The organism is Nicoliella sp. ESL1149, assembly GCF_058107265.1.
In genome coordinates, this window is sequence record NZ_JBYLUE010000002.1 from 723,785 (window position 1) to 745,492 (window position 21,708).

Consider the following 21,708-nt stretch of genomic DNA (forward strand, 5'->3'; position numbering starts at 1 on the left):
AGGATTTGCAAAAAAGCAACTTCAAATTAATGAAATTAACATATAAATACAAGTTATGAATTTCACTAACTTATATTTATATGTTAATTATATGCTTTTTTATCTATAAAGCAAGGAGAATCTATTTAAGAAAACGATAATTATAATAAGTAGTTATTAATCACTTTTCCTATGTTTTGAGCCGGAAAGTTTATAATATAAATTTAACTAGTGTAATTATGCACAAACTATTGAATTAATGAATTAAACTTGAAAGTGATTTTTGCTTTCAACTAAAATGAGATGATAATGTTTTATAAAAGGGGATTTAATAATGAGAAAAATCATCTATATTATATTATTTGCTTTTATTGGAGGAGCTTTACGAGAAGCACTTGTTCTTTGGTCTGGTGATAACCATGCTTTAATGGTGATTGGGATTAATTTAGCCGGTTCTTTTGCATTGGCGTATCTTACCGGAATTTTACCGGATATTTTATGGGTATCTGATAATGTCTTGACTGGATTAAGCGTTGGACTAATTGGTAGCTTTACTACTTTTTCCACTTTTGCTGTTGATACTATTAAGTTAACGAACATGCCAATTTGGGCATTATGCTACATGTTAGCTAGTTTGGTTGGTGGCTATGGTTTGGCATTATTTGGACGACGAATTAGTCAATGGCAGTTGGAAAGAAAGGAAGCTAAATGATGATTTTATTAGCCGGAATTGCTGCCGTAATTGGGGCTTTAATCAGATATGGTTTGATCAAATTGATTGATGCTAAATTTGGTTGGACTAGTTTAAAAGTTTCAACGATGTTCATTAATGTATCTGGTGCTTTTTTACTTGGTATTTTTACCACCCATTTCGTATCCGGTTCAGCATCCCTTGTTTTTATGGGAGGAATAATGGGTGGTTATACTACCTTTTCAACGTATATGAATGAAACGATGCAATTACAAACGGAGCATCCCTTAACTGCATTTTCATATTTTATTTTGACCTTAATAGGTGGTTTATGTGGCGCTTGGCTTGGATTGTTATTATAATAGTAATATTAACAAAAAGAGGTGATCATAGTGATTCGTTCTGTTGTGTTAGCTAAAAAAATGAAGGTGATCGTAACCATTATTGATCGCCGCCGAATGGCTAATTTAACTTCTCTAATTTCAAAATAAATTAATTAAAGAGGCTAAAAAATGGAATTTAAAAATTGTAAGTTCAATAACTTAACTCATCGTGAAATTTGGAAAATGTATCATATTCGTGCTGAAACTTTTTGTGTTCAACAACATCGTACTTTTGTGGATGCCGATGAAACTGATTTGATTGCTAATCATATTTTAGGAACAAAAGATGGAAAATTAGTCGCATATGCCCGTTTTTATCCAGAAGGTGATCATTTATCTTTTGGGCGGGTTTTAACTGTTCCTGAAGTTCGTGGTCAGGGAGTTGGCAAGCAGTTAATGGATTATTTAATGATTCAACTTGCAAAAAATAATTTAAATCAATTACCAATTGAAATTACTGCTCAAGCTGATAAGGAAGGTTTTTATAATAAGTTTGGTTTTAAAGCAAAGGGAGAAGTTTTTATTCACGAACAAACGCCACATATTACGATGATTAAGAAATAATGGGGGAAGAACATTATGGCAAGCATTTATGTAAGAAAGGGTACGTTAGATGACTTAGATGACATCATGACAATTATTGCTGATGCTAAGAAAGTATTAGCAGCGAATGGGAATCCGCAATGGCAATCTGAATATCCACAACGCAGTATGTTATGTGATGACATTGAACAAGGCAATAATTATATTTTAATTGTTGATAATAAAACAGTTGGAACAGCAACCATGATTGCCGGTGATGATCCTAGTTATATCCATATTGATGGTAGCTGGAACAACGAGGATCCTTATGCTACCATTCATCGATTTGCAATTAGTAGTCAATATAAGGGAATGCATTTAAGTTCATTTTATTTTTCAAACTTGTTAACGATTGCAGAAATTGCTGGTATCCATAATGTTCGTTTCGATACTCATCGTGATAATAAGGCCATGCAACATTTAGGTAATAAGTTTGGTTTTAGTGAACGAGGAACGATTAAAGTTGATGAACCTAATGATCCATATCGAACTGCATATGAATTGAATTTAGAAAAATAAAAGTGTGAGCTACTAGCTTGCACTTTTTATTTACGCTGATGCGAAATTCTTTAATTGAGTTAAAAAGAAATGTTAATATTTACCTAATTAAAAATAAGGAAGGCTTAATTATGAAAATTGGATTTATTGGAACTGGAGTAATGGGAACTGGAATGATTATGAATTTAATGAAGAATGGTTATGATGTAACTGTTTATAATCGGACAAAGGCCCATGCTCAAGATGTAATAGATGCGGGGGCTTCTTGGGCAGACTCTCCTAAAGAATTAGTTCAAAAAGTAGACGTCGTTTTAACAATTGTTGGCTTTCCACAAGACGTTGAAGATGTTTATTATTCTGAAAATGGTTTGTTTGCTGGTGCTCACCATGGACAAACATTGATTGAAATGACCACTAGTAAACCTAGTTTGGAAGAAAAGATTGCGAAAACTGCTGATGAAAGGGGAATTAAAACGTTAGATGCGCCAGTATCTGGTGGAGATGTTGGAGCAAAAAATGGAACGCTTACTATCATGGTCGGTGGAGAACAGGATGTTTTCGATCAAATGAAACCAGTTTTATCAGCAATGGGGAATCAAGTTCATTTGTTCGGGGGACATGGAAAGGGTCAACATACCAAGATGGCGAACCAAATCATGATTGCTGGAACTATGACTGGATTATCAGAAATGCTAGCTTATGGTAAACGAGCCGGTTTGAATTTAGCCGATTTATTAAATACGGTTTCACATGGTAGTGGTGATAATTGGAGTATGGATAATTATGGTCCAAGAATATTAAAAGGAGACTTTAAACCTGGTTTTGCTGCTAAACATTTCTTAAAGGATTTACGAATTGCTTTGCAAGGCGCAGACGAAATGCATCTTGATCTACCTGCAACCAAACAAGCTAAAGAACTATATGAAAAAATGGTTGATCAAATGAATTTGGGAAATGATGGAACCCAAGGGTTATATAAGTTATATAAATAAACTAGAAAAGTCACTCAGTTATTTTAAATAACTGAGTGACTTTTAATTTAAAGAAAATTAATTTTTATTGTTTTGTGAATCATTTTGATTTTTCTTTTGGTCTAACTTTTCTTTAGCTTTATTAGTAGCATCGTTAAAGGCATCTTTTGCTTTACCGACTAAACCTTCAGCTTTACCCTTTGCTTCAGATAGTTTATCACCAGTTAACTTACCCTTAGCCTCATCAAATTTACCCTTTAACTTATTCTTTTCATTTTTTAAATCCATAACTTAAAACTCCCTTCTAAAACTAACACTATCTATATTATAGATTGAATTAAGAAAATGTCATGAATGATGAATTGAAATTAAAAACTCTCATAAATTAAACATTGTAGTCTAATTTATGAGAGTTTTTACGTGGTGATTTTAAATTTTATTTCATATTTAATAACCAAAGTAAGACGATAAAGATAATGGCTAAAGTATACATAATGTAGCCAACTTCTTTACCTTTCTTAGCTGCAATCATTGTTAATGGATAAACAATGAATCCTAAAGCAATTCCATCTGAAATACTATAACTTAAAGGCATTCCAAGAAGAATTAAGAATGAAGGAGCAGCAATTTCGAATTTTTCCCAATGGATATTCTTCAAAGATTGTGCCATTAACATTCCGATAATGATCAATGCTGGAGCAGTAACTTGGTCAGTAATAACTCCTAACAATGGTGAGAAGAAAGTTCCTAATAGGAATAGGATTCCAGTAACGATAACAGTAAATCCGGAACGACCACCAACGGCAATTCCTGATGATGATTCAATGAATGCACCAATAGGGGAAGTTCCTAATAATGAACCAACGACCATTCCAGTGGAGTCAGCACTTAATGCTCGGCCAATTCTTGGAATCTTGTTATTCTTAATGAACCCAGCTTGTTCTGCTAACCCAACTAAAGTTCCGGCAGTATCAAAGAAACTAACCAATAAGAACGTTAGAACGACCACAATCAGTTTTGGTGAATTGATTTCAGTAACGTGAGATAAAGCAGTTAAAAAGGTAGGCTTTAAACTTGGAACTGATGAGACCACACTAGTTGGCAATGCAATAAGGTGAGTTAACATTCCTAAGATTGTTGTGGCAACCATTCCAATGAAGATAGCGGCTGGAACTCTGGCACTCATTAAAATTAAAGTGACAACTAAACCAAAAATAGTTAACCAGGTTGAACCAACATGAAATGAACCTAATGTTACTAATGTACTTTTGTCAGCAACAATCAAGCCACCTTGATTCAAACCAAGAAATGCAATGAACAAACCAATTCCTGCTCCAATAGCACTCTTTAAGTCACTAGGGATAGCATCGATAACAATTTCACGGATCTTAAATGCAGTTAAAATCATGAAAATTAATGAAGCAACGAAAACCCCAGCTAAAGCAGTTTGCCATGGAACTTTCATTCCGATACAAACCGAATAAGCAAAGAAGGCGTTCATTCCTAAACTGGTAGAAAGAGCAATTGGATAGTTAGCAATGAACCCCATTAAGAAACAACCTAATGCACTGGCTAAAGCAGTGGCGGTAAAGACAGCACCTTTGTCAATTCCAGAAGCACTTAAAACGTTCGGGTTGACGAATAAAATATAAACCATTGAAACGAAAGTTGTGATACCAGCTAACGTTTCGGTTTTAAAGTTGGTGCCTAATTCTTTAAAATGAAAGAAATCAGCAATCTTGTTGACCATTAAAACTCGCATCTCCTTAAATGTTCGTAAATTAAAATATATATTCCTTTTCAATAGTAATATAAGTTTTTATATATTGTCAATATGCGAACGATAGCGTTCCTTTTATAAAAGAAACGAAATTTATAGTTAAATAAATTAACTAGTCTCATAAATTTTGATAAAATAAGAGATGATAAATGCTTAAGAAGGAATATTTAATGACAAAAATACTGCTATTAGCGAATAAAGAACGAGATACTATTCCAATAAAAAAATTATTAGAAAAATTTTCTACTGTTCAAGTTAATACGTTGGAAGCAGATCGATACAATTTAAATCAACCTGAAATCTATTTGAGTAATTTACCAGACGTTGATGTTCTTATTTCATTGATTGGACCATTAGATGTTGATTTAGCTTTTGAAGCATTTTGTGATGCTTTAGAACAAATCAATCCAACTTTAAAAAGAATTGTGATGGTTTCAACAGCTGGAATTGATAAAGAAATTATGGGAAATATAGAATATCCTGGAATCAAAAATGTAAAAGAGTTTTTGAATCAACAAAGGTATGCTGTAAAATTGATTGATGAAACTGAAATTGATTATACAATTTTTAGGCCTGGCTTGATCACCGATCATCGATTCGGAAATGTAGAACTATTTAATGAAGGTGAAAAAATGCCAGTTGGAAGTGTTTCACGTGAAACACTAGCTAAAATGATCGTGAAAGCAGTTGTTGAAAATAAATTTATTAATCAGTCAGTGGGGCTGATTGAAAAAAAGGAAGGTGCTTCAAATGTTTAATATTCCACCTGAAGAACTAGAAACAGTTAAAGAAAGATTGAACGAGGCACAAAAGAATTCACATTTTGTTATTTTTGAAACTTATGATCCTACAAGTAAAGAACACTTGCATATGATTACCGATTATAATAGCTATAATAAAATTAAAAAGGAACGTAATAGTAATACGCCAATGCGAATTGTTAGAGATATTGTTCCAGTAACAGATAATCTAGCGTTATGGGCAATTGCTGAAAATAAGGCTTCTGAAGCTGCTGGTAATTCAGAGAACATGAAAGAGATTCTTAAGATTATTAATGATTATATTAATGATGTTTTAGTAGATAATAAATTACCTAAGAATAAATAGATGAATTAGTGGAATCGAATTAGCGATTCCACTTTCTTATTTTTTAAGGAGTTCAATAATGACTTTACAATTTGTTTTGGGAACCGCATCCAAAGATCATTTTAAAACTATGACGACCCAACTAAAAAAAGAGTTTGCCAATCATCCTGACGAACGCTTTTTTTATCTCATTCCTAATCATATTAAATTTGATGCCGAAGTTAATACTTTAAAGGCATTGAACACTAAAAAAAGTAATGCTTATGCTCAAACTAATATTCAAATTTTGTCATTAACCCGTTTAGCATGGTTTTTATTTAGTCAGGATGCAGAATACCAAGCTCCTAGATTAAGTGAATCGGCAGTGAATATGTTGTTATACCAAATTATTTTGGATCATCAAACAGAACTGACAGTTTTTAGAGGAGAAGAGAACCATCCTGGGTTTATTAACAAACTAGCAAATGAAATTAATGATTTAACTGTCGGGCAAATCAGTTCAGAAGATTTAACTAATTTGCTACAAACAAGTCCGCACTTAAATCGAAACTTAAAGGCTAAGCTAACCGATTTAACTTTGATATATCAAGATTTTGAAAAACGGACGCATGGAAAATACCTCCATAATACAGATTTGCTTCAATTATTTAGTCAAAAAATTCAACAAATTGATTTAAGTAAAATGCATTTTTATATTAGTGGATTTTCCCAGTTGTCTGCTCAAGAAATGGCAATTATTACTACTATGATTACTAAATCAGCATCAGTAACGATTGATTTAACTCTTGATCGACCGGCCACTAACAAATTACCTGAATCACCAAATTTATTTTTTCAACCGGCAAATTTATATTACCAGCTGTATCAAATTGCTCGAAATAATGGAATTCATGTCCTTACGGATATATATGCCAAGGATAAAGAAACTAATGCTGATTTAGTGGAACTTGATCGATTTTGGATTAATTCAGTCCAAATCAATAATGCGATGCCCAAAGTAGAATTGAATGATAAAAGTTCAATTCAAGTAATCAAGGCTGATAATCCATATACAGAAATTGCGAAAGTGGCATTAAAGATTCGTCAAATGGTAGCTACAGGTAAATATCATTATCGAGATTTTGTTGTAATGACAAGACATCTAGATGCCTATCAAAATATGATTCATCCTGTTTTTGATATGCAAGAAATTCCATTTTTTGAGGATGTTCGCAAGACAATGGAAACACATCCATTGGTAGAATTGATTAACGCTTTGTTCATGATCAACCCTAAAAATAGTAAACGAAGCTATGAATATTCAGATGTGATGCGATTATTGAAGACGGAGTTACTATTACCGAAAATTGATAATGAACATTACATGGGAATTCAAGAATATCGAAACGACTTATCGCTTACAGAAAACTTAGTATTACGTAATGGATATGCTGGGAAACGTTGGACCCAAAAACAAGATTGGGAATACATCAATATTAATTCTGCTGATTTTAATTTACGTGCTAAGCCAGATCCTGACATAACTAAACGAGTCAATGTTATCCGTCATTTTATTAAGAAAATATTACCGCCTTTTTTCCGGCAAATAAATAAAGCTAAGACTGGCACAGAAGCAATTAAAGTCTTATACCAATTTTTAATTAAAAACGGCGTTGTTGATCAACTTCAGAATTGGCGACGAGTTGCAATGGACAATGAGGACTTAAATGAGGCTGGACAACCAGAACAAGTTTGGGGGACTTTTTGTAGCTTATTAGATGATTTTGCTGAAATTCTTGGAGATATGGATTTTAATCCAGACACGTTTTTGGATCTCTTGAAAGCTGGATTTGAAGGAGCAAATTATTCTCAAATTCCATCGACATTAGATCAGGTTGTAATTACTGAAAGTGGAATTACTCAATCTGATAATTATCGCGTTACGTTTATGATTGGTTCAACGGATGAAACGATGCCAGATCAAATTGTGAATGATGACTTAATTGGTGATACTGACCGTGATGAAATGCAACCATTATTGCAAGCGGACCAGTTCTTACCTGATGATAGTGAAACTAAAATGGCTAATTCACCCTTCTTGAACTATGAGGCATTCATGACAGCTAAGGAACAGTTAATATTCACTTATAGTTTAAATGACGATACTAACCAAGAGAGTAGTGCAAAACGTTCTCCATACGTTGATCGAATTGTTGAGCATTTTCAAATTCAAGAACAAGAATTTCACGCATTGCCTGATGGTTCAAAAAATAATGTGTTGCCATACGTTGGAACAAAACGAACATCATTACGCCATTTAGTTCAAGCGAGTTACCAAAGTAAAACTGATGCCGAACCATTAGCTGATGAATGGCGAACATTGTATCATGAACTTATTAATACGAATGATTACTTTAAGATGTTAACAGATAAGTTGTTAGGTGGCTTGAATTATAATAATCGGCCTAAGCGTTTAAAACCTGAAATCGTAACAAAGTTATATTCGAGTACGTTGAATTCTTCAATTTCTCAATTAGAGGATTTCTATAAGAATCCATATGAATACTTTTTGACATACGGCTTGAGTTTGAAACCACGGGATGAATTTGAGTTATCAAGTGGTAACAAAGGTCAATTTTTCCATAGTGTTTTGGAACAGACCGTTAGTGCTTTAAACGGAGACGGAATTGATATTGCCACAGTTGATAGTAAAAAGTTAATGAATTTAGTTGGGCGGATATCTCACGATATCGTTAAAAATGATCAACGATATCAAATTTTACAAAGTTCCAATCAAATGAATTATATTCAACATTTATTGATTCAAACTGTTCAAAGAATGGCTTTAACAATGAAGTGGCAAGGTAACTACACTAGAATGCGGCCTCGTCAAACCGAAATTTCCTTTGGACAAACTGGAAAAGCTGCCAATCTAGATCCATTACTTTTTGATATTGATGAAAAGCACCACTTAAGAGTTCGTGGACGAATTGATAGAATTGATGCTTACCCGACAGAAGATAAAAACTTCTTAGCAATCGTTGATTATAAATCTGGAAATAAAGATATAAAATATGATGAGTTGTATAGTGGAATTTCGATTCAATTAATGACCTATCTAGATGTCATTAAACGGAATTTAAATCAATTTAGTCAAAAAGAAAAAGCTGAATTAGCTGGGGCTTTATATTTACACATTCAAGATCCATTATTATCGGTAGATGATACGTTGAATAAACCGTTTGAAAAAGCAATTTTAAAAGCTCAACGTTATAACGGGATCATTGTGGATGATGCAGAATTATTAAGTTCAATTAAGAACGATGACTTAGATAAGAATAAGCGAAGTTCTTTAATTTATAAGGGGCTTCGTTCAAATGCAAAAGAAGAAGTTAAGGGAAGAAACGTCTTAGTTACAAATGAACAATTAACATCATTGCTAGATTATACTGAACAATTAATTCAACGAGCTGGGAAAGCTATTTTTAACGGAAATATAGATCTTGCACCTTTGAAAACGGATAGTTTTGATGCAATGAAATATACTGATTACGCTCCCATTATGCAATTCGATCCGTTATTGAGTGAAAATAATTATCGACAAGTGAATAAAATGCAATTAACAGATATCTTAAAACGAATTGAAAAGGGGGATTTCTTTAATGAACTTCACTAATGAACAGGCGGATGCAATCCAAAGGGATCTTCCAGGGAATATCTTAGTTTCTGCATCTGCAGGATCAGGAAAAACACGGGTATTAGTTGAGCGAGTCATTCGTAAAATTATGAATGGCACCAGTATTGATCAATTATTGATCGTAACGTTTACTAAAGCAGCTGCGAAAGAAATGCGGGATCGAGTTCAAGGTGCGCTCCAATCTAAAATTAATCAATTAGCGAATCAAAAGAATGTAAAATTGCAACGTCATTTAGTTCGCCAAATTCGAAAATTACCAGTTGCAGATATTAGTACGTTAGATTCTTTTTGTCAGCGAATTGTTCAAAATTATTACTATGTAATTGACTTGGATCCAGATTTTAGGATTTTAACTGACAGAACGGAAATCCAGTTATTAAGAGATCAGGTCTGGGAAGAACTACGTGAGGATTTATATGCAGATGATAAGGATGGTCAATTTGTAAGGCTAGTTGATAATTTTTCTGATGATCGTTCTGATGATGGATTAACGGAATTGATCAATAAAATTTATGATTATGCTAACGTTAACCAAGATCCGACAAAATGGTTGGAAAATTTACCGAAGATGTACCATATCGAAGGTACATTAACTGATAGTTCTTTGTTTAAGGATAATATTGAACCGATGATTATCGATCGATTGCAACAAATGATTCTAAAATACAAATCAGCACTTGAATTTGCACGACGTTCTTCAGATGATTTGAGCAAAGAGTCAGAATTTTTCCATGAATGTTTGGAAAACATCAATTCTGTGATCAACAAAATTCCGACATTATCTTGGAATGAACTTCGAACGCTTTTTAATGAAAAACCAGTTAAGGGACGTTTTCCAAGTGGTAAAAGTGATGGGCATAAACAAATTAAATTGTTCAACGATTCCGCTAAATCAATTTGGGAAAAACAAATTCAAAAAGCTTACTTTAAATTAGATGAAGAAACGAATCTAAAAGTAATCAAAGATGCTCATAGCTTGATAAAAGAGTTAGTAAAAGTCGTTTTAACTTTTAGCAAAGCCTATCATCAATTAAAAGTTCAGCGACATGGAATGGAATTTGTCGATATTGAACATGCTGCGTATCAAATTTTAACACGGCCGCATTTATCAGATGCTGTTCGAGAAAACTTACAAAATCAATATCAAGAAATAATGGTCGATGAGTACCAGGATAATAACCGGCTTCAAGATGCTATCTTGCAAGCAGTTGCCCACAAAAATCAGGAGGGGCAATCTGATAATATGTTCATGGTTGGGGATGTTAAACAATCTATTTATCGTTTCAGACTAGGGGACCCAAGTATTTTTATGGGGAGACAACGTTCATATCAAAATCCAGATAATGATAATTATAATATTGATTTAGCTGATAATTTTAGATCAGCAGAAAATATTGATAATTTCGTGAATTTAATTTTTACTCAAATTATGAATCAAGAAGTGGGAGAAATTGATTATACTGGTGCTGCTAAATTAAAATTTGGGGCTAAATATTATCCTAAAGAATTAACTTCAAACGTTGAAGTTGATTTATATGATGCTAACAACACTAATAATGATGAACCAATTATGGACGAACAGTTTCAAGTTAATGATGCTGATCATGGTCAATTGGAATTAGTTGCACAAAAGATTGATGATTTGATTCGTAATCAGAAGCCGGTATTTGATAAAACACTTGGTAAAAATGGCGAAATGCGTCCAATTAAGTATTCTGATATTGCGATTTTATCAGCCACTAGAAGTCAGAATTTAATATTAACTGATGTGTTTCAGCATCATAAGATTCCAGTTACAGTAACTGGACAGGATAGCTACTTTAAAACAACTGAAATTCAAATTATGATGTCATTACTGCGAATTATTGATAATCCTTACCAAGATATTCCATTAGTGGCTGTTCTAAGGTCACCAATCGTTGGGTTAGATGAAAATCAACTTGCTTATATCCGAATCAATCGAAATACTGGTGATTATTATCATGCAGTTCGTTCTTTTGTTGGCAATTATGATAATTTTAAAGATGAACATGATTTTGGCTCGATTGTTTTTCATAAAATAGAACAATTTTTGAATCAATTGGACGATTTTAGAAACTATGCTCATCATCATGAGCTAGTTGATTTGATTTGGTATATCTATCAAAAAACTGGTTTTCTCGACTACGTTGGGGGAATGCCTGCTGGAAAGCAACGTCAAGCAAATTTACATGCCCTATATCAACGAGCTGCTGACTATGAACAAACGAGTTTTAAGGGATTATTTCAGTTCGTGCGATTCATAGAACGGATGCAAAAACATGACCAAGATTTATCTGAACCTGTTGAAATTGTGGATGATGATACAGTATCTGTAATGACGATTCATGGGAGTAAAGGACTCGAATTTCCAGTTGTCTTTTTAATTGATATTCAGCGTCAATTCAACACCATGGAGACTAAACAACGTTTTGTATTGAACGATAAGATGGGCCTTGGGATTGATTATATTGATCAAGATAAGCGGACCAAGATTACAACTTTACCAAAGCGAGTTGTTCTAGATCAAATTCAATCTGAAAATCAAGCCGAAGAAATGCGAAAGTTATATGTTGCTTTAACCCGTGCTGAACAACAGCTCTTTTTAGTTGGAATTGCTAAGAAACGTTCAACCAGTGACTCAACAGGTAAAGCAGAACTGCTAAAACAATGGCGAGAAGCTAGTTTTAGTCCCGACATAGTGTTAGATGCCTCATTAAGAAATGAAAAGAAGAGTAACTTAGGATTGATTGGGACGGCGTTATATCGTCATCCCCAATTCTTGAGGGAATTTGAGGATGAACGGGCAAGCCAATTATTAGAAAGTGATAAGACTCAGTTTACGATTAACTTTTATTCGAATGTTGATTTAGAAAAAGGTGAAATTAGTGGGGACAATAATGCTAATGCAAATTGGATGAAGAACATGGTAAAAGAACCCGTTAATACTGAAATCAACATTGATGATATTAAAAGAATCATGAATTTTGAGTATCCAAATCAAGTTGCGACGCACACTACTGCATATCAATCAGTGTCCGAAGTAAAACGGTTATTTGATGATCCTGACGCTGGAGATATGGGATTATTGATTGGTAGTAAGAATGGGATTAAGCAGGGTTCTCGTTACGTTAATCCTAACTTTGCTCAACCACGGTTTTTACAGTCCGTTACAAAACCAACTCCAGCTGAAGTAGGAACGGCAACCCACTTAGTTTTACAAAAAATTGATGTAACTCATAAACCAACAGAAAATGAAATTGAAGAATTAATTGAACGGTTGGTCAATGAAAAGTTAATCGTTGCGGATGTGGCAAAACAAATTGAACGCTCAGCGATTATGAATTTCTTTGATTCTAAGGTTGGTGAACTGATCCTTCAACATCCTGATAGGATTCATCGCGAAGTTCCATTTTCTTTGTTATTATCAGCAGCAGATTTGTTTGCTGATATGGCAAAAGATGGGGATGAAAAAGTATTGATTCACGGAATTATTGATGGATATTTAGTATTAGATGATCAAATTATTTTATTTGATTATAAAACAGATTATATTAATCCCCGGCAAATTAAAGCTGGAAAGGAAAAACTACTGGATAAGTACCGTGGACAGGTCAATTTATATGCATTGGCACTGACTAAAATCATGAAACGCCCTATCACAAAGAAGTATCTTTACTCATTATCAATTGGGCGTTTAATTCCCATTTCGAATTAATATTTTTATAGTTATTATGGTAAAATAGATACTAAAGAAAATATAAAGGAGTTTTTAACTTGGATAAAGATTACTGGACAGCAGAACGATTAAATCGTTTGTACAAGGATTGGCCCACTGAAAAGCTTGATGAGTTAAAAAAACAAATTAAACAGTCGAAATGGCGGTTGGGATACCATATCCAAACTGAAACCGGTTTATTGAACGATCCCAATGGATTTTCATATTTTAATGGGGAATATCATTTATTCTTTCAAGCATTTCCCTTTGGAGCTACTCATGGGTTGAAGAGTTGGACCCATATGGCTTCTAAGGACATGGTTCATTGGCATAATGTTCATGTTCCAATGGTTCCAGACAACGAATATGATCGGAATGGTTGTTATTCTGGCTCTGCTTTACCTATAGATAACAAGCTCTTCTTAATGTATACCGGAAATGTTTGGCACGGTGAACAAAGAGTTCCATTCCAAAACGGGGCTTGGATGGATCGTGATAACCAAATTCATAAGTTATCAGAACCATTGATTGCGAACCCACCAAAGGGGGTTACCGGACATTTCCGTGATCCGCAAATTGTTCCCCATGATGATTATTACTATGCTTTCTTAGGTGCTCAAACTGAAGAAAAGAAGGGTGAAATTGTTGTTTACCGTTCTAAAGCAGTAGATCATGGTTGGGAATTTTTTAAAGTCTTAGATATTGGAAATAAGAATCTCGGCTACATGGCTGAATGTCCTAATGTTTTACGAGTTGATGGAAAAATCGTTGTTATCTTCTGTCCACAAGGGATGGATAAAGATAAGATGAACTATGAAAATGTTTATCCAAATGTTTACATCGTTGCTGATGATATTAATTGGGATACCATGAAATTAGTTAATCCTTCGAAGATGCGTCAATTAGATGAAGGTTTTGATTTCTATGCTGCTCAAGGACTTCAACAAGAAGATGATGCCTACCTAGCTGGTTGGATTGGATTACCTGATACAACATATCCTAGTGATGATGAAGGCTGGGAAGGGGCCATTAGCATGGTTCGGAAATTAAGCATCGATGATGATAATTTATTGCATCAAGCTCCCGTTGCTTCCATTAGTTCCTTGTTTGAGGAACCTGAAAATACATTTAATGGAACTGAAGTAAAGAAACAATCCTTGATTGAATGGAAAGTAAATCCAGGAGTTGATAGTCAAGTTGCTTTAACTTCTGGAGATAGTCATTTGGTAATTGATATTACTGATGATGCTAAGAAGTTGGTCTTACATCGTCAAAATACTAAGGGTGAAGATGAAACCCGTAGTATTCGGATGAGTAAAAATCAAGTAACTAGTTGTCACCTATACATTGATAATACAATGTTTGAATTGTTCATCAATGATGGAGCACATACAATGACAGGCTGGTTCTTCCATAGTTATGAGCCTATGAACTTAAATTGGAATGAAGTTGATGATGTTCAAATCACGCCAATTAAGCCATTAAATATTAATAACGAATTTTAATAAAATAAAAAGCGTTGCAATCGAGATTAATGTCTCGGTTGCAACGCTTTTTGATTATGGCAATGTGATAACTAAGGTTAAGATGCACGCCATGAAAATGGTAATGATCATGATTGGAACGGTAAAACGACTAAAAAGATGCTTTTGTGTTTTTATTAAGTAACCAAGGACACATAACATGCTGATGACACCAATTGCGTACATAATGATTAACTTAATTTGAACTGCGGTGTCTTGACTAGTTATCATTAGTATCCCTCTGTTTCTTTTGATCATCTAGATTACGGTTGTTTCTGATGTCTCCAACTCGTTCATGAAGAAGACCAAATCGAACGCCTTTCTTTGAGAAAATCATTCGATCAGAGTTTAGCCGACGAAGTAAAGTCATTGCAGGAGAAAGGCCCCCAATAATGATATCGGCCCGTTCCTTAGAAAGACCAGGGACTTGTTTTCGTTCTTCTAAGTTTAGGTTTAAGAGTTTAACGAAAATGGTTTTGACTTCATTGATTGACATATGGAAACCATGGATATTATCCCAATTCTTACGGCTAGGGTCGTTGCGACGTTTAATTTTAGCTAACGTTCGATTAGAACCACCAAGCGCAATAATTGGTAAGTTCATTCCTCGCGAAAGCCACCAAATATCGTTATAAATCGTATTTAAACGGTCAAATAGTTGGAATAATTGACTTGCTGTGGGATTGTTGGCGTCCAACTGACCTTCGGATAGGGTAACAGCACCAAGGGGAATACTGATACTGTTGATTTTTTCACCATTTTGGACAAGGATTAATTCGGTGCTAGCACCACCGGTATCCATGATGACGCCGTTAACAACAGGCAATGAATTGACAACGCCAAGATAGTCATAATAAGCTTCTTGTTGACCAGAAATTACTTCGATTTCAATTCCCGTTCGATCCTTAACTTCTTGTAAGAATTCAGTTTGGTTCTTAGCGTTCCGTGTTGCGGCAGTTGCAATTGCCCGAATTTTTAAATTGGGTAAATTTTCGTATTGTTTCTTAAAGCTTTCCAGAGTTGTAATGGTTCTTTCGATTGCTGGACGCTTGAGCATGTCATCGTCTTCCATGTTTTCTGAAAGCCGGACAGCTTGTTTATCTTCAATTATTGTTTTGTATGAAGCATCATCGTTAATTTGATCGACTTCTAGTCGAACAGAATTAGAACCTAAGTCAATAATGACAAAATTTTCCATAATAGTCGTCCTTCCCAAATAATAAAATTAATTTTCAAATCCAGTTTCTTTTAAGCGTTTGTCAGTGATTTTTTTACGATTTTGAATTAAGAAGTCCTGAGCATTAAAACTCTTTACCCCAGGATGTTTAACATGAGACCACTTGTCGTTAATATTCAAGACTCTTGTTTTCACATTATCTTCCCAAAGCCATTTGTAGATTTGTTGAATTGATTGTTTAATGACTGCATCATTGATTCTAGTTAGGATTTCAATTCGTCGACTTAAGTTTCGTTTCATTAAATCTGCACTAGAAATATAGATTTTAGGGTTACCATCATTAGCAAACATGTAAATTCGGCTATGAGCCAAAAGACGTCCCACAATAGAATGAACAGTAATATTTTCACTTACATCTGGGATGCCAGTTCTTAAATTACAAATTCCTCGGACTAATAATTCAATTTTTACACCAGCGTTGCTTGCTTCATATAATTTTTGAATCATATGGGTATCAGAGAGAGAATTCATCTTCATTTTAATCCAGGCAGGTTTACCATGTTTAACATTTTGAATTTCTTTATCGATATTTTTGCTTAAACTATCAGTAATCCCATTAGGAGAAATGGCTAAATCATGAAGCTTGATTGGTTTGTACTTTTCATTCTTGATTAAATTGAAGATTTTAACAGCGTCTTCGCCAATTTTTTGATCAGCAGTAAAGATTCCCATATCAGTATATAATTTAGCAGTTTTATCATTATAGTTTCCGGTTGCTAAGTGAGTATAGCGGAATATTTTATCATTTTCCTTTCGTTCAATCATAGCAACTTTAGAATGAATCTTTAATCCAGTGATTCCATGCAAAACATTACAATGAGCATCTTCTAGTTCATCAGTCCAGTGAAGGTTATTGGCTTCATCAGAACGAGCTTTTAATTCAACCATGACATTAACCTGTTTGCCTTGTTTACCAGCGGCAACTAACGCCTTGATGATTGGTGAATGTTTTGAAACTCGATAGAGAGTCATATTAATTGAAATAACTTTAGGATCATCAACAGCTTCTTGGATGAATCTGATAACTGGATTAAAAGAATCATATGGATGGTGGACGAATAGATCATGATGTTTGATATTATCGAACATTGAGTGTTTCTTTAAAATTTCTGGATCATAGGGCTGGAATTTAGTGAATAGGAGATCTTTATGTCCAGAAACTTGATCTAAAAGACTGTTAACAAAAACAAAATCAATTGGAGTTGACTTAACAAAAATTTCTTCCTTTGAAACTTTGTAATGTTTAGCTAAGAACTTAATAAGTTCTGGTTTGGCTTTTTTATCAATTTCTAATCTCATTATCTTACCAACAACTCGTTCTTGAAGGGCTTTTTCGACCGCTTTTTTTAGATTGTGAGAGTGATCATTGATATCAGTATCCATGTTCCTAGTAATTCGAAAGACTGTATTATCTAGAACTTTATAGTTTTGAAAACACTCCTGCATGAAACGCATAACAACATTCTCAATTAGAATAAATTCATTATCCCCAACTTCAATGACCCGATTAAGTGAATTTGGAATTAGAATAATTGATAGATGTTGCTCATCATTTTTATCTAGGATACTAGCAATATTGATTGTGTCATTATTAATAAAGGGAAAGGATTGGTCTTTCTTAATAATAGTAGGTTTAATCTGGGGTAATATCTTTTCAATGAATAGCTTTTTCATTGAATCTTTTTGTTTTTTATTTAGTTGCGTCCATTTTTTGATTTTAATGTTATGACGACTCAGTTGTGGAAGTAGTGAGTGTTGATAAATTCGTTCTTGTTGACTAACTAAGTTATGAGTTTTAAATAGAACCGTTTGGAGTTGTTGGCGAGGAGATAGGCCGGCTGCATCAGGTTCAGGATCATCTTTCATTCTATGATGAAGAGATCCAACACGTACATTGAAAAATTCATCAAGGTTGCTTTCAGAAATTCCGAGGAAGCGCAGCCTCTCTAGCAAGGGGTTTCGTTTATCTTTAGCTTCCTCTAATACTCGATAATCGAAGTCTACCCAACTAACTTCTCTACTATTAAAGTATTGTTTTTTATCAAATTTCATTTAGTGACCATATCCTTTCACTACATAATATGTTGTAATACGGTTTAATTATAGTCGATTTTAAGACTTGAACTCAATACTAAATAAGAAGGAATCCAAGCTATTCAACACTAATATGGATAGCCATTCCCATTCCGCCTCCAATACAAAGAGTTGCAACTCCATTGTGCTGATGGTGACGTTTTAAATTATTGATTAGTGTAACAATAATTCTAGATCCAGAGTCACCGAGAGGATGTCCCATGGCAATTGCTCCCCCAGTAATGTTCAACTTTTCAATAGGGATGTGCAAAGAGTTCATAACAGCAACGCTTTGGGCAGCAAAAGCTTCATTTAGTTCAAATTGATCAATATCATCGATTGATAGTTTTTCCTTTTGTAATAATTTTTTAATGGCTTCATAAGGAGCATATCCCATAATATTTGGATCAATACCAACCTCTGTGTATTGATGAATTGTTGCTAATTTTTGTAGTCCTAGTTCTTTAGCCTTACTAGCTTTCATTAAAACTAATGCTGAAGCACCATCATTTAGGCTGGCGGCATTCCCGGCAGTGACAGTTCCTTCTTTCTTAAAGACGGTCCTTAATTTATTTAGTCCTTCTAATGTTGTATCATGACGGACACTTTCATCAGTATCAATGTGTTTTATACCGTGTTTAGTCTTAATATCGATGGGGATGATTTCATTATCAAAGAGATGTTGTTTTTGGGCTTGAATTGCTCGTTGATATGAAAGAAATGCAAATTCATCTTGAGTTTTTCTATCAATATTAAACTTAGTTGCAACTTGTTCGGCAGTAACTCCCATTGCAACGTTAGTAAAGGGATCATTTAAAGCATCCAATTGAATTGTATCTTCTATTGTAATGCTCCCCATTTTTTTGCCATTTCTTATATTACGATTAATGTATGGAGCATTAGACATGCTTTCTGTCCCACCAGCAACAATGATTTCTGCTTCATCCATTAAAATTGCAGTTTGTGCTAATCTGACGGCTTTTAATCCAGATCCACAAACCTGGTTAACTGTAAATGCGGTACTATTGATATTAACTCCTGAGTTAACTTCGATTTGGCGGGCAACGTTTTGTTTAGCACCAGCTTGTAAAACATTTCCAAATATAACTTGGTTAATTTGATCACCATTTAGTTGTGATTTTTTGATTGCAGCTTTTGTTGCAATAGTTCCTAGTTCGACTGATGAAAGAGACGATAAAGATCCAAGAAAAGCACCAATTGGAGTTCGAACGGCACTAGTTATTACGATATCTTCCATTATTAATAACTCCTTTTACATATTTTTATTTTAAAATTAGTATAACTATTTTATCCTTAGATTACTATTACTATAGGGTTTGTTTAAAGAAAATTAAAATGGAATTAACATATCATCAAAAAAAGTTAAAAAAAGGGGTTGCTTTTTAAGTATGATATTGTTACTATATTAAATGTCGTCGCAAGCAAGTGATGAGAAATCAAAAAATTTGATAAAAGAAATTTTAAAAAATTATTGACATCGATTGTTCAACTATGTTATTATTAAATAGTTGTCGCAATAAAGACGACATCAGTTATAAAGTAGATCTTTGAAAACTGAATAAGATATGACAATAAATGTGTAAGGACATTTTACATTAGTAAAATGAATTAAAACATTTGCGAATGTCAATTCGTAAAAAAAGAAACAATATTTGAAGAGCTAAATTAAGCTATTCATATTTATAATATGAGAGTTTGATCCTGGCTCAGGATGAACGCTGGCGGCATGCCTAATACATGCAAGTCGAACGAGCTTCCGTTAATGATAGTTGGTGCTTGCATCAACTTGACTTAACATCGAAGTGAGTGGCGAACTGGTGAGTAACACGTAAGGAACTTGCCCTAGAGTAGGGGATACCACTTGGAAACAAGTGCTAATACCGTATAACAACGAAGACCACATGGTCTTCGTTTAAAAGGTGCGTTTGCATCGCTTTAGGATAGTCTTGCGGCGTATTAGCTAGTTGGTGAGGTAATGGCTCACCAAGGCGATGATACGTAGCCGACCTGAGAGGGTAATCGGCCACAATGGGACTGAGACACGGCCCATACTCCTACGGGAGGCAGCAGTAGGGAATCTTCCACAATGGACGAAAGTCTGATGGAGCAATGCCGCGTGAGTGAAGAAGGGTTTCGGCTCGTAAAACTCTGTTGTTAAAGAAGAACGAGGATGATAGGAAATGATCATTCCGTGACGGTATTTAACCAGAAAGTCACGGCTAACTACGTGCCAGCAGCCGCGGTAATACGTAGGTGGCAAGCGTTATCCGGATTTATTGGGCGTAAAGCGAGCGCAGGCGGTTCCTTAAGTCTGATGTGAAAGCCTTCGGCTTAACTGAAGAAGTGCATCGGAAACTGGGGAACTTGAGTGCAGAAGAGGATAGTGGAACTCCATGTGTAGCGGTGAAATGCGTAGATATATGGAAGAACACCAGTGGCGAAGGCGGCTGTCTGGTCTGCAACTGACGCTGAGGCTCGAAAGCATGGGTAGCAAACAGGATTAGATACCCTGATAGTCCATGCCGTAAACGATGGATACTAGGTGTTAGAGGGTTTCCGCCCTTTAGTGCCGCAGCTAACGCATTAAGTATCCCGCCTGGGGAGTACGACCGCAAGGTTGAAACTCAAAGGAATTGACGGGGACCCGCACAAGCGGTGGAGCATGTGGTTTAATTCGATGCTACGCGAAGAACCTTACCAGGTCTTGACATCTTCTGCTAACCTAAGAAATTAGGCGTTCCCTTCGGGGACGGAATGACAGGTGGTGCATGGTTGTCGTCAGCTCGTGTCGTGAGATGTTGGGTTAAGTCCCGCAACGAGCGCAACCCCTGTTACTAGTTGCCAGCATTTAGTTGGGCACTCTAGTGAGACTGCCGGTGACAAACCGGAGGAAGGTGGGGATGACGTCAAATCATCATGCCCCTTATGACCTGGGCTACACACGTGCTACAATGGGCGATACAAAGAGTTGCGATACCGCGAGGTGGAGCTAATCTCCTAAAGTCGTTCTCAGTTCGGATTGCAGGCTGCAACTCGCCTGCATGAAGTTGGAATCGCTAGTAATCGTGAATCAGCAATGTCACGGTGAATACGTTCTCGGGTCTTGTACACACCGCCCGTCACACCATGAGAGTTAGTAATACCCAAAGCCGGTGCAACAACCTCTTTTGAGGAGTAAGCCGTCTAAGGTAGGACTGATGATTAGGGTGAAGTCGTAACAAGGTAGCCGTAGGAGAACCTGCGGCTGGATCACCTCCTTTCTAAGGAATAATACGGAACCTTACGCATGTCAATCTTATTCAGTTTTGAGAGGTCTACCTCTCTTAACTTGGTTCTTTGAAAACTAGATAATATTAATTTTTTCAAATTTGATTTTATATTTTATATAATTTCAACCGAGAACACCGCGTTATTTTGAGTTTTTTAATATAGTTCAATTCGTATTTACTCAATTAACCAAATCAACCACGCA

16 protein-coding genes and 1 rRNA gene are annotated in these 21,708 nt (G+C 34.9%); 11 read left to right on the forward strand and 6 right to left on the reverse strand.

Features of this window, described 5'->3' with window-relative positions; all coding sequences use genetic code 11:
* Window positions 1–313: 313 nt before the first annotated feature.
* The 5 genes from AC3B6G_RS03560 to AC3B6G_RS03580 all read left to right on the forward strand — a co-directional run bounded on the left by AC3B6G_RS03560 (window position 314) and on the right by AC3B6G_RS03580 (window position 3,125).
* Window positions 314–691 (forward strand): fluoride efflux transporter FluC, encoded by a 378-nt coding sequence (locus tag AC3B6G_RS03560; RefSeq protein WP_489849047.1) that lies wholly within the window; start codon window positions 314–316, stop codon window positions 689–691.
* A complete protein-coding gene (locus AC3B6G_RS03565; RefSeq protein WP_489849048.1) occupies window positions 688–1,032 on the forward strand; it encodes a fluoride efflux transporter FluC in 345 nt (114 codons plus the stop codon). The genes AC3B6G_RS03560 and AC3B6G_RS03565 overlap by 4 nt, the downstream gene beginning before the upstream one ends.
* A gap of 150 nt (window positions 1,033–1,182) precedes the next feature.
* Window positions 1,183–1,617, forward strand: a complete 435-nt coding sequence (locus AC3B6G_RS03570) for a GNAT family N-acetyltransferase (RefSeq protein ID WP_489849049.1) — start codon at window positions 1,183–1,185, stop codon at window positions 1,615–1,617.
* Window positions 1,618–1,632: 15 nt separating this feature from the next.
* Complete coding sequence (locus tag AC3B6G_RS03575; RefSeq protein WP_489849050.1) at window positions 1,633–2,154, forward strand: GNAT family N-acetyltransferase; 522 nt, start codon at window positions 1,633–1,635, stop codon at window positions 2,152–2,154.
* Window positions 2,155–2,264: 110 nt separating this feature from the next.
* Complete coding sequence (locus AC3B6G_RS03580) at window positions 2,265–3,125, forward strand: NAD(P)-dependent oxidoreductase (protein ID WP_489849051.1); 861 nt, start codon at window positions 2,265–2,267, stop codon at window positions 3,123–3,125.
* A 57-nt stretch (window positions 3,126–3,182) separates the two neighbouring features.
* Here the strand turns inward: AC3B6G_RS03580 and AC3B6G_RS03585 are convergent, their stop codons facing one another.
* Together AC3B6G_RS03585 and AC3B6G_RS03590 are read right to left on the reverse strand one after the other, a co-directional pair.
* On the reverse strand, window positions 3,183–3,392 hold the full coding sequence (locus tag AC3B6G_RS03585) for a CsbD family protein (protein WP_489849052.1): 210 nt from the start codon (window positions 3,390–3,392) through the stop codon (window positions 3,183–3,185).
* Window positions 3,393–3,540: 148 nt separating this feature from the next.
* A complete protein-coding gene (locus tag AC3B6G_RS03590; protein WP_489849053.1) occupies window positions 3,541–4,854 on the reverse strand; it encodes an NCS2 family permease in 1,314 nt (437 codons plus the stop codon).
* Between the two features lie 200 nt (window positions 4,855–5,054).
* Between AC3B6G_RS03590 and AC3B6G_RS03595 the strand changes: the two genes are divergently transcribed.
* From AC3B6G_RS03595 to AC3B6G_RS03615, 5 genes are read left to right on the forward strand one after another with little or no spacing between them, the layout of a single operon-like run.
* Window positions 5,055–5,642, forward strand: coding sequence for an SDR family oxidoreductase (locus AC3B6G_RS03595; RefSeq protein ID WP_489849054.1), 588 nt, complete (start codon window positions 5,055–5,057; stop codon window positions 5,640–5,642).
* Window positions 5,635–5,991, forward strand: a complete 357-nt coding sequence (locus AC3B6G_RS03600; RefSeq protein ID WP_489849055.1) for a hypothetical protein — start codon at window positions 5,635–5,637, stop codon at window positions 5,989–5,991. The genes AC3B6G_RS03595 and AC3B6G_RS03600 overlap by 8 nt, the downstream gene beginning before the upstream one ends.
* A 58-nt stretch (window positions 5,992–6,049) precedes the next feature.
* Window positions 6,050–9,625 carry a PD-(D/E)XK nuclease family protein gene (locus AC3B6G_RS03605; RefSeq protein ID WP_489849056.1) on the forward strand — a complete coding sequence of 1,192 codons (3,576 nt, stop codon included), beginning with the start codon at window positions 6,050–6,052 and terminating at the stop codon, window positions 9,623–9,625.
* Window positions 9,612–13,382, forward strand: a complete 3,771-nt coding sequence (gene addA / locus AC3B6G_RS03610) for a helicase-exonuclease AddAB subunit AddA (protein WP_489849057.1) — start codon at window positions 9,612–9,614, stop codon at window positions 13,380–13,382. Before AC3B6G_RS03605 ends, addA begins: the two co-directional genes overlap by 14 nt.
* Before the next feature lie 59 nt (window positions 13,383–13,441).
* A complete protein-coding gene (locus AC3B6G_RS03615; protein ID WP_489849058.1) occupies window positions 13,442–14,887 on the forward strand; it encodes a sucrose-6-phosphate hydrolase in 1,446 nt (481 codons plus the stop codon).
* 54 nt (window positions 14,888–14,941) lie between these two features.
* Here AC3B6G_RS03615 and AC3B6G_RS03620 read toward each other — a convergent pair whose 3' ends face one another.
* The 4 genes from AC3B6G_RS03620 to AC3B6G_RS03635 form a co-directional block, all read right to left on the reverse strand.
* Complete coding sequence (locus tag AC3B6G_RS03620) at window positions 14,942–15,136, reverse strand: hypothetical protein (protein ID WP_489849059.1); 195 nt, start codon at window positions 15,134–15,136, stop codon at window positions 14,942–14,944.
* Window positions 15,126–16,103: a Ppx/GppA phosphatase family protein gene (locus AC3B6G_RS03625; RefSeq protein WP_489849060.1), complete on the reverse strand. Its 978-nt coding sequence runs from the start codon at window positions 16,101–16,103 to the stop codon at window positions 15,126–15,128. The genes AC3B6G_RS03620 and AC3B6G_RS03625 overlap by 11 nt, the downstream gene beginning before the upstream one ends.
* Before the next feature lie 27 nt (window positions 16,104–16,130).
* Entirely contained in the window at window positions 16,131–18,194 is a 2,064-nt protein-coding gene (gene ppk1, locus AC3B6G_RS03630; protein ID WP_489849061.1) for a polyphosphate kinase 1, read from the reverse strand.
* Window positions 18,195–18,294: 100 nt separating this feature from the next.
* Complete coding sequence (locus AC3B6G_RS03635) at window positions 18,295–19,473, reverse strand: acetyl-CoA C-acyltransferase (protein ID WP_489849062.1); 1,179 nt, start codon at window positions 19,471–19,473, stop codon at window positions 18,295–18,297.
* 446 nt (window positions 19,474–19,919) lie between these two features.
* Between AC3B6G_RS03635 and AC3B6G_RS03640 the strand changes: the two genes are divergently transcribed.
* A 16S ribosomal RNA gene (locus AC3B6G_RS03640) occupies window positions 19,920–21,496 on the forward strand.
* Window positions 21,497–21,708: the final 212 nt, after the last annotated feature.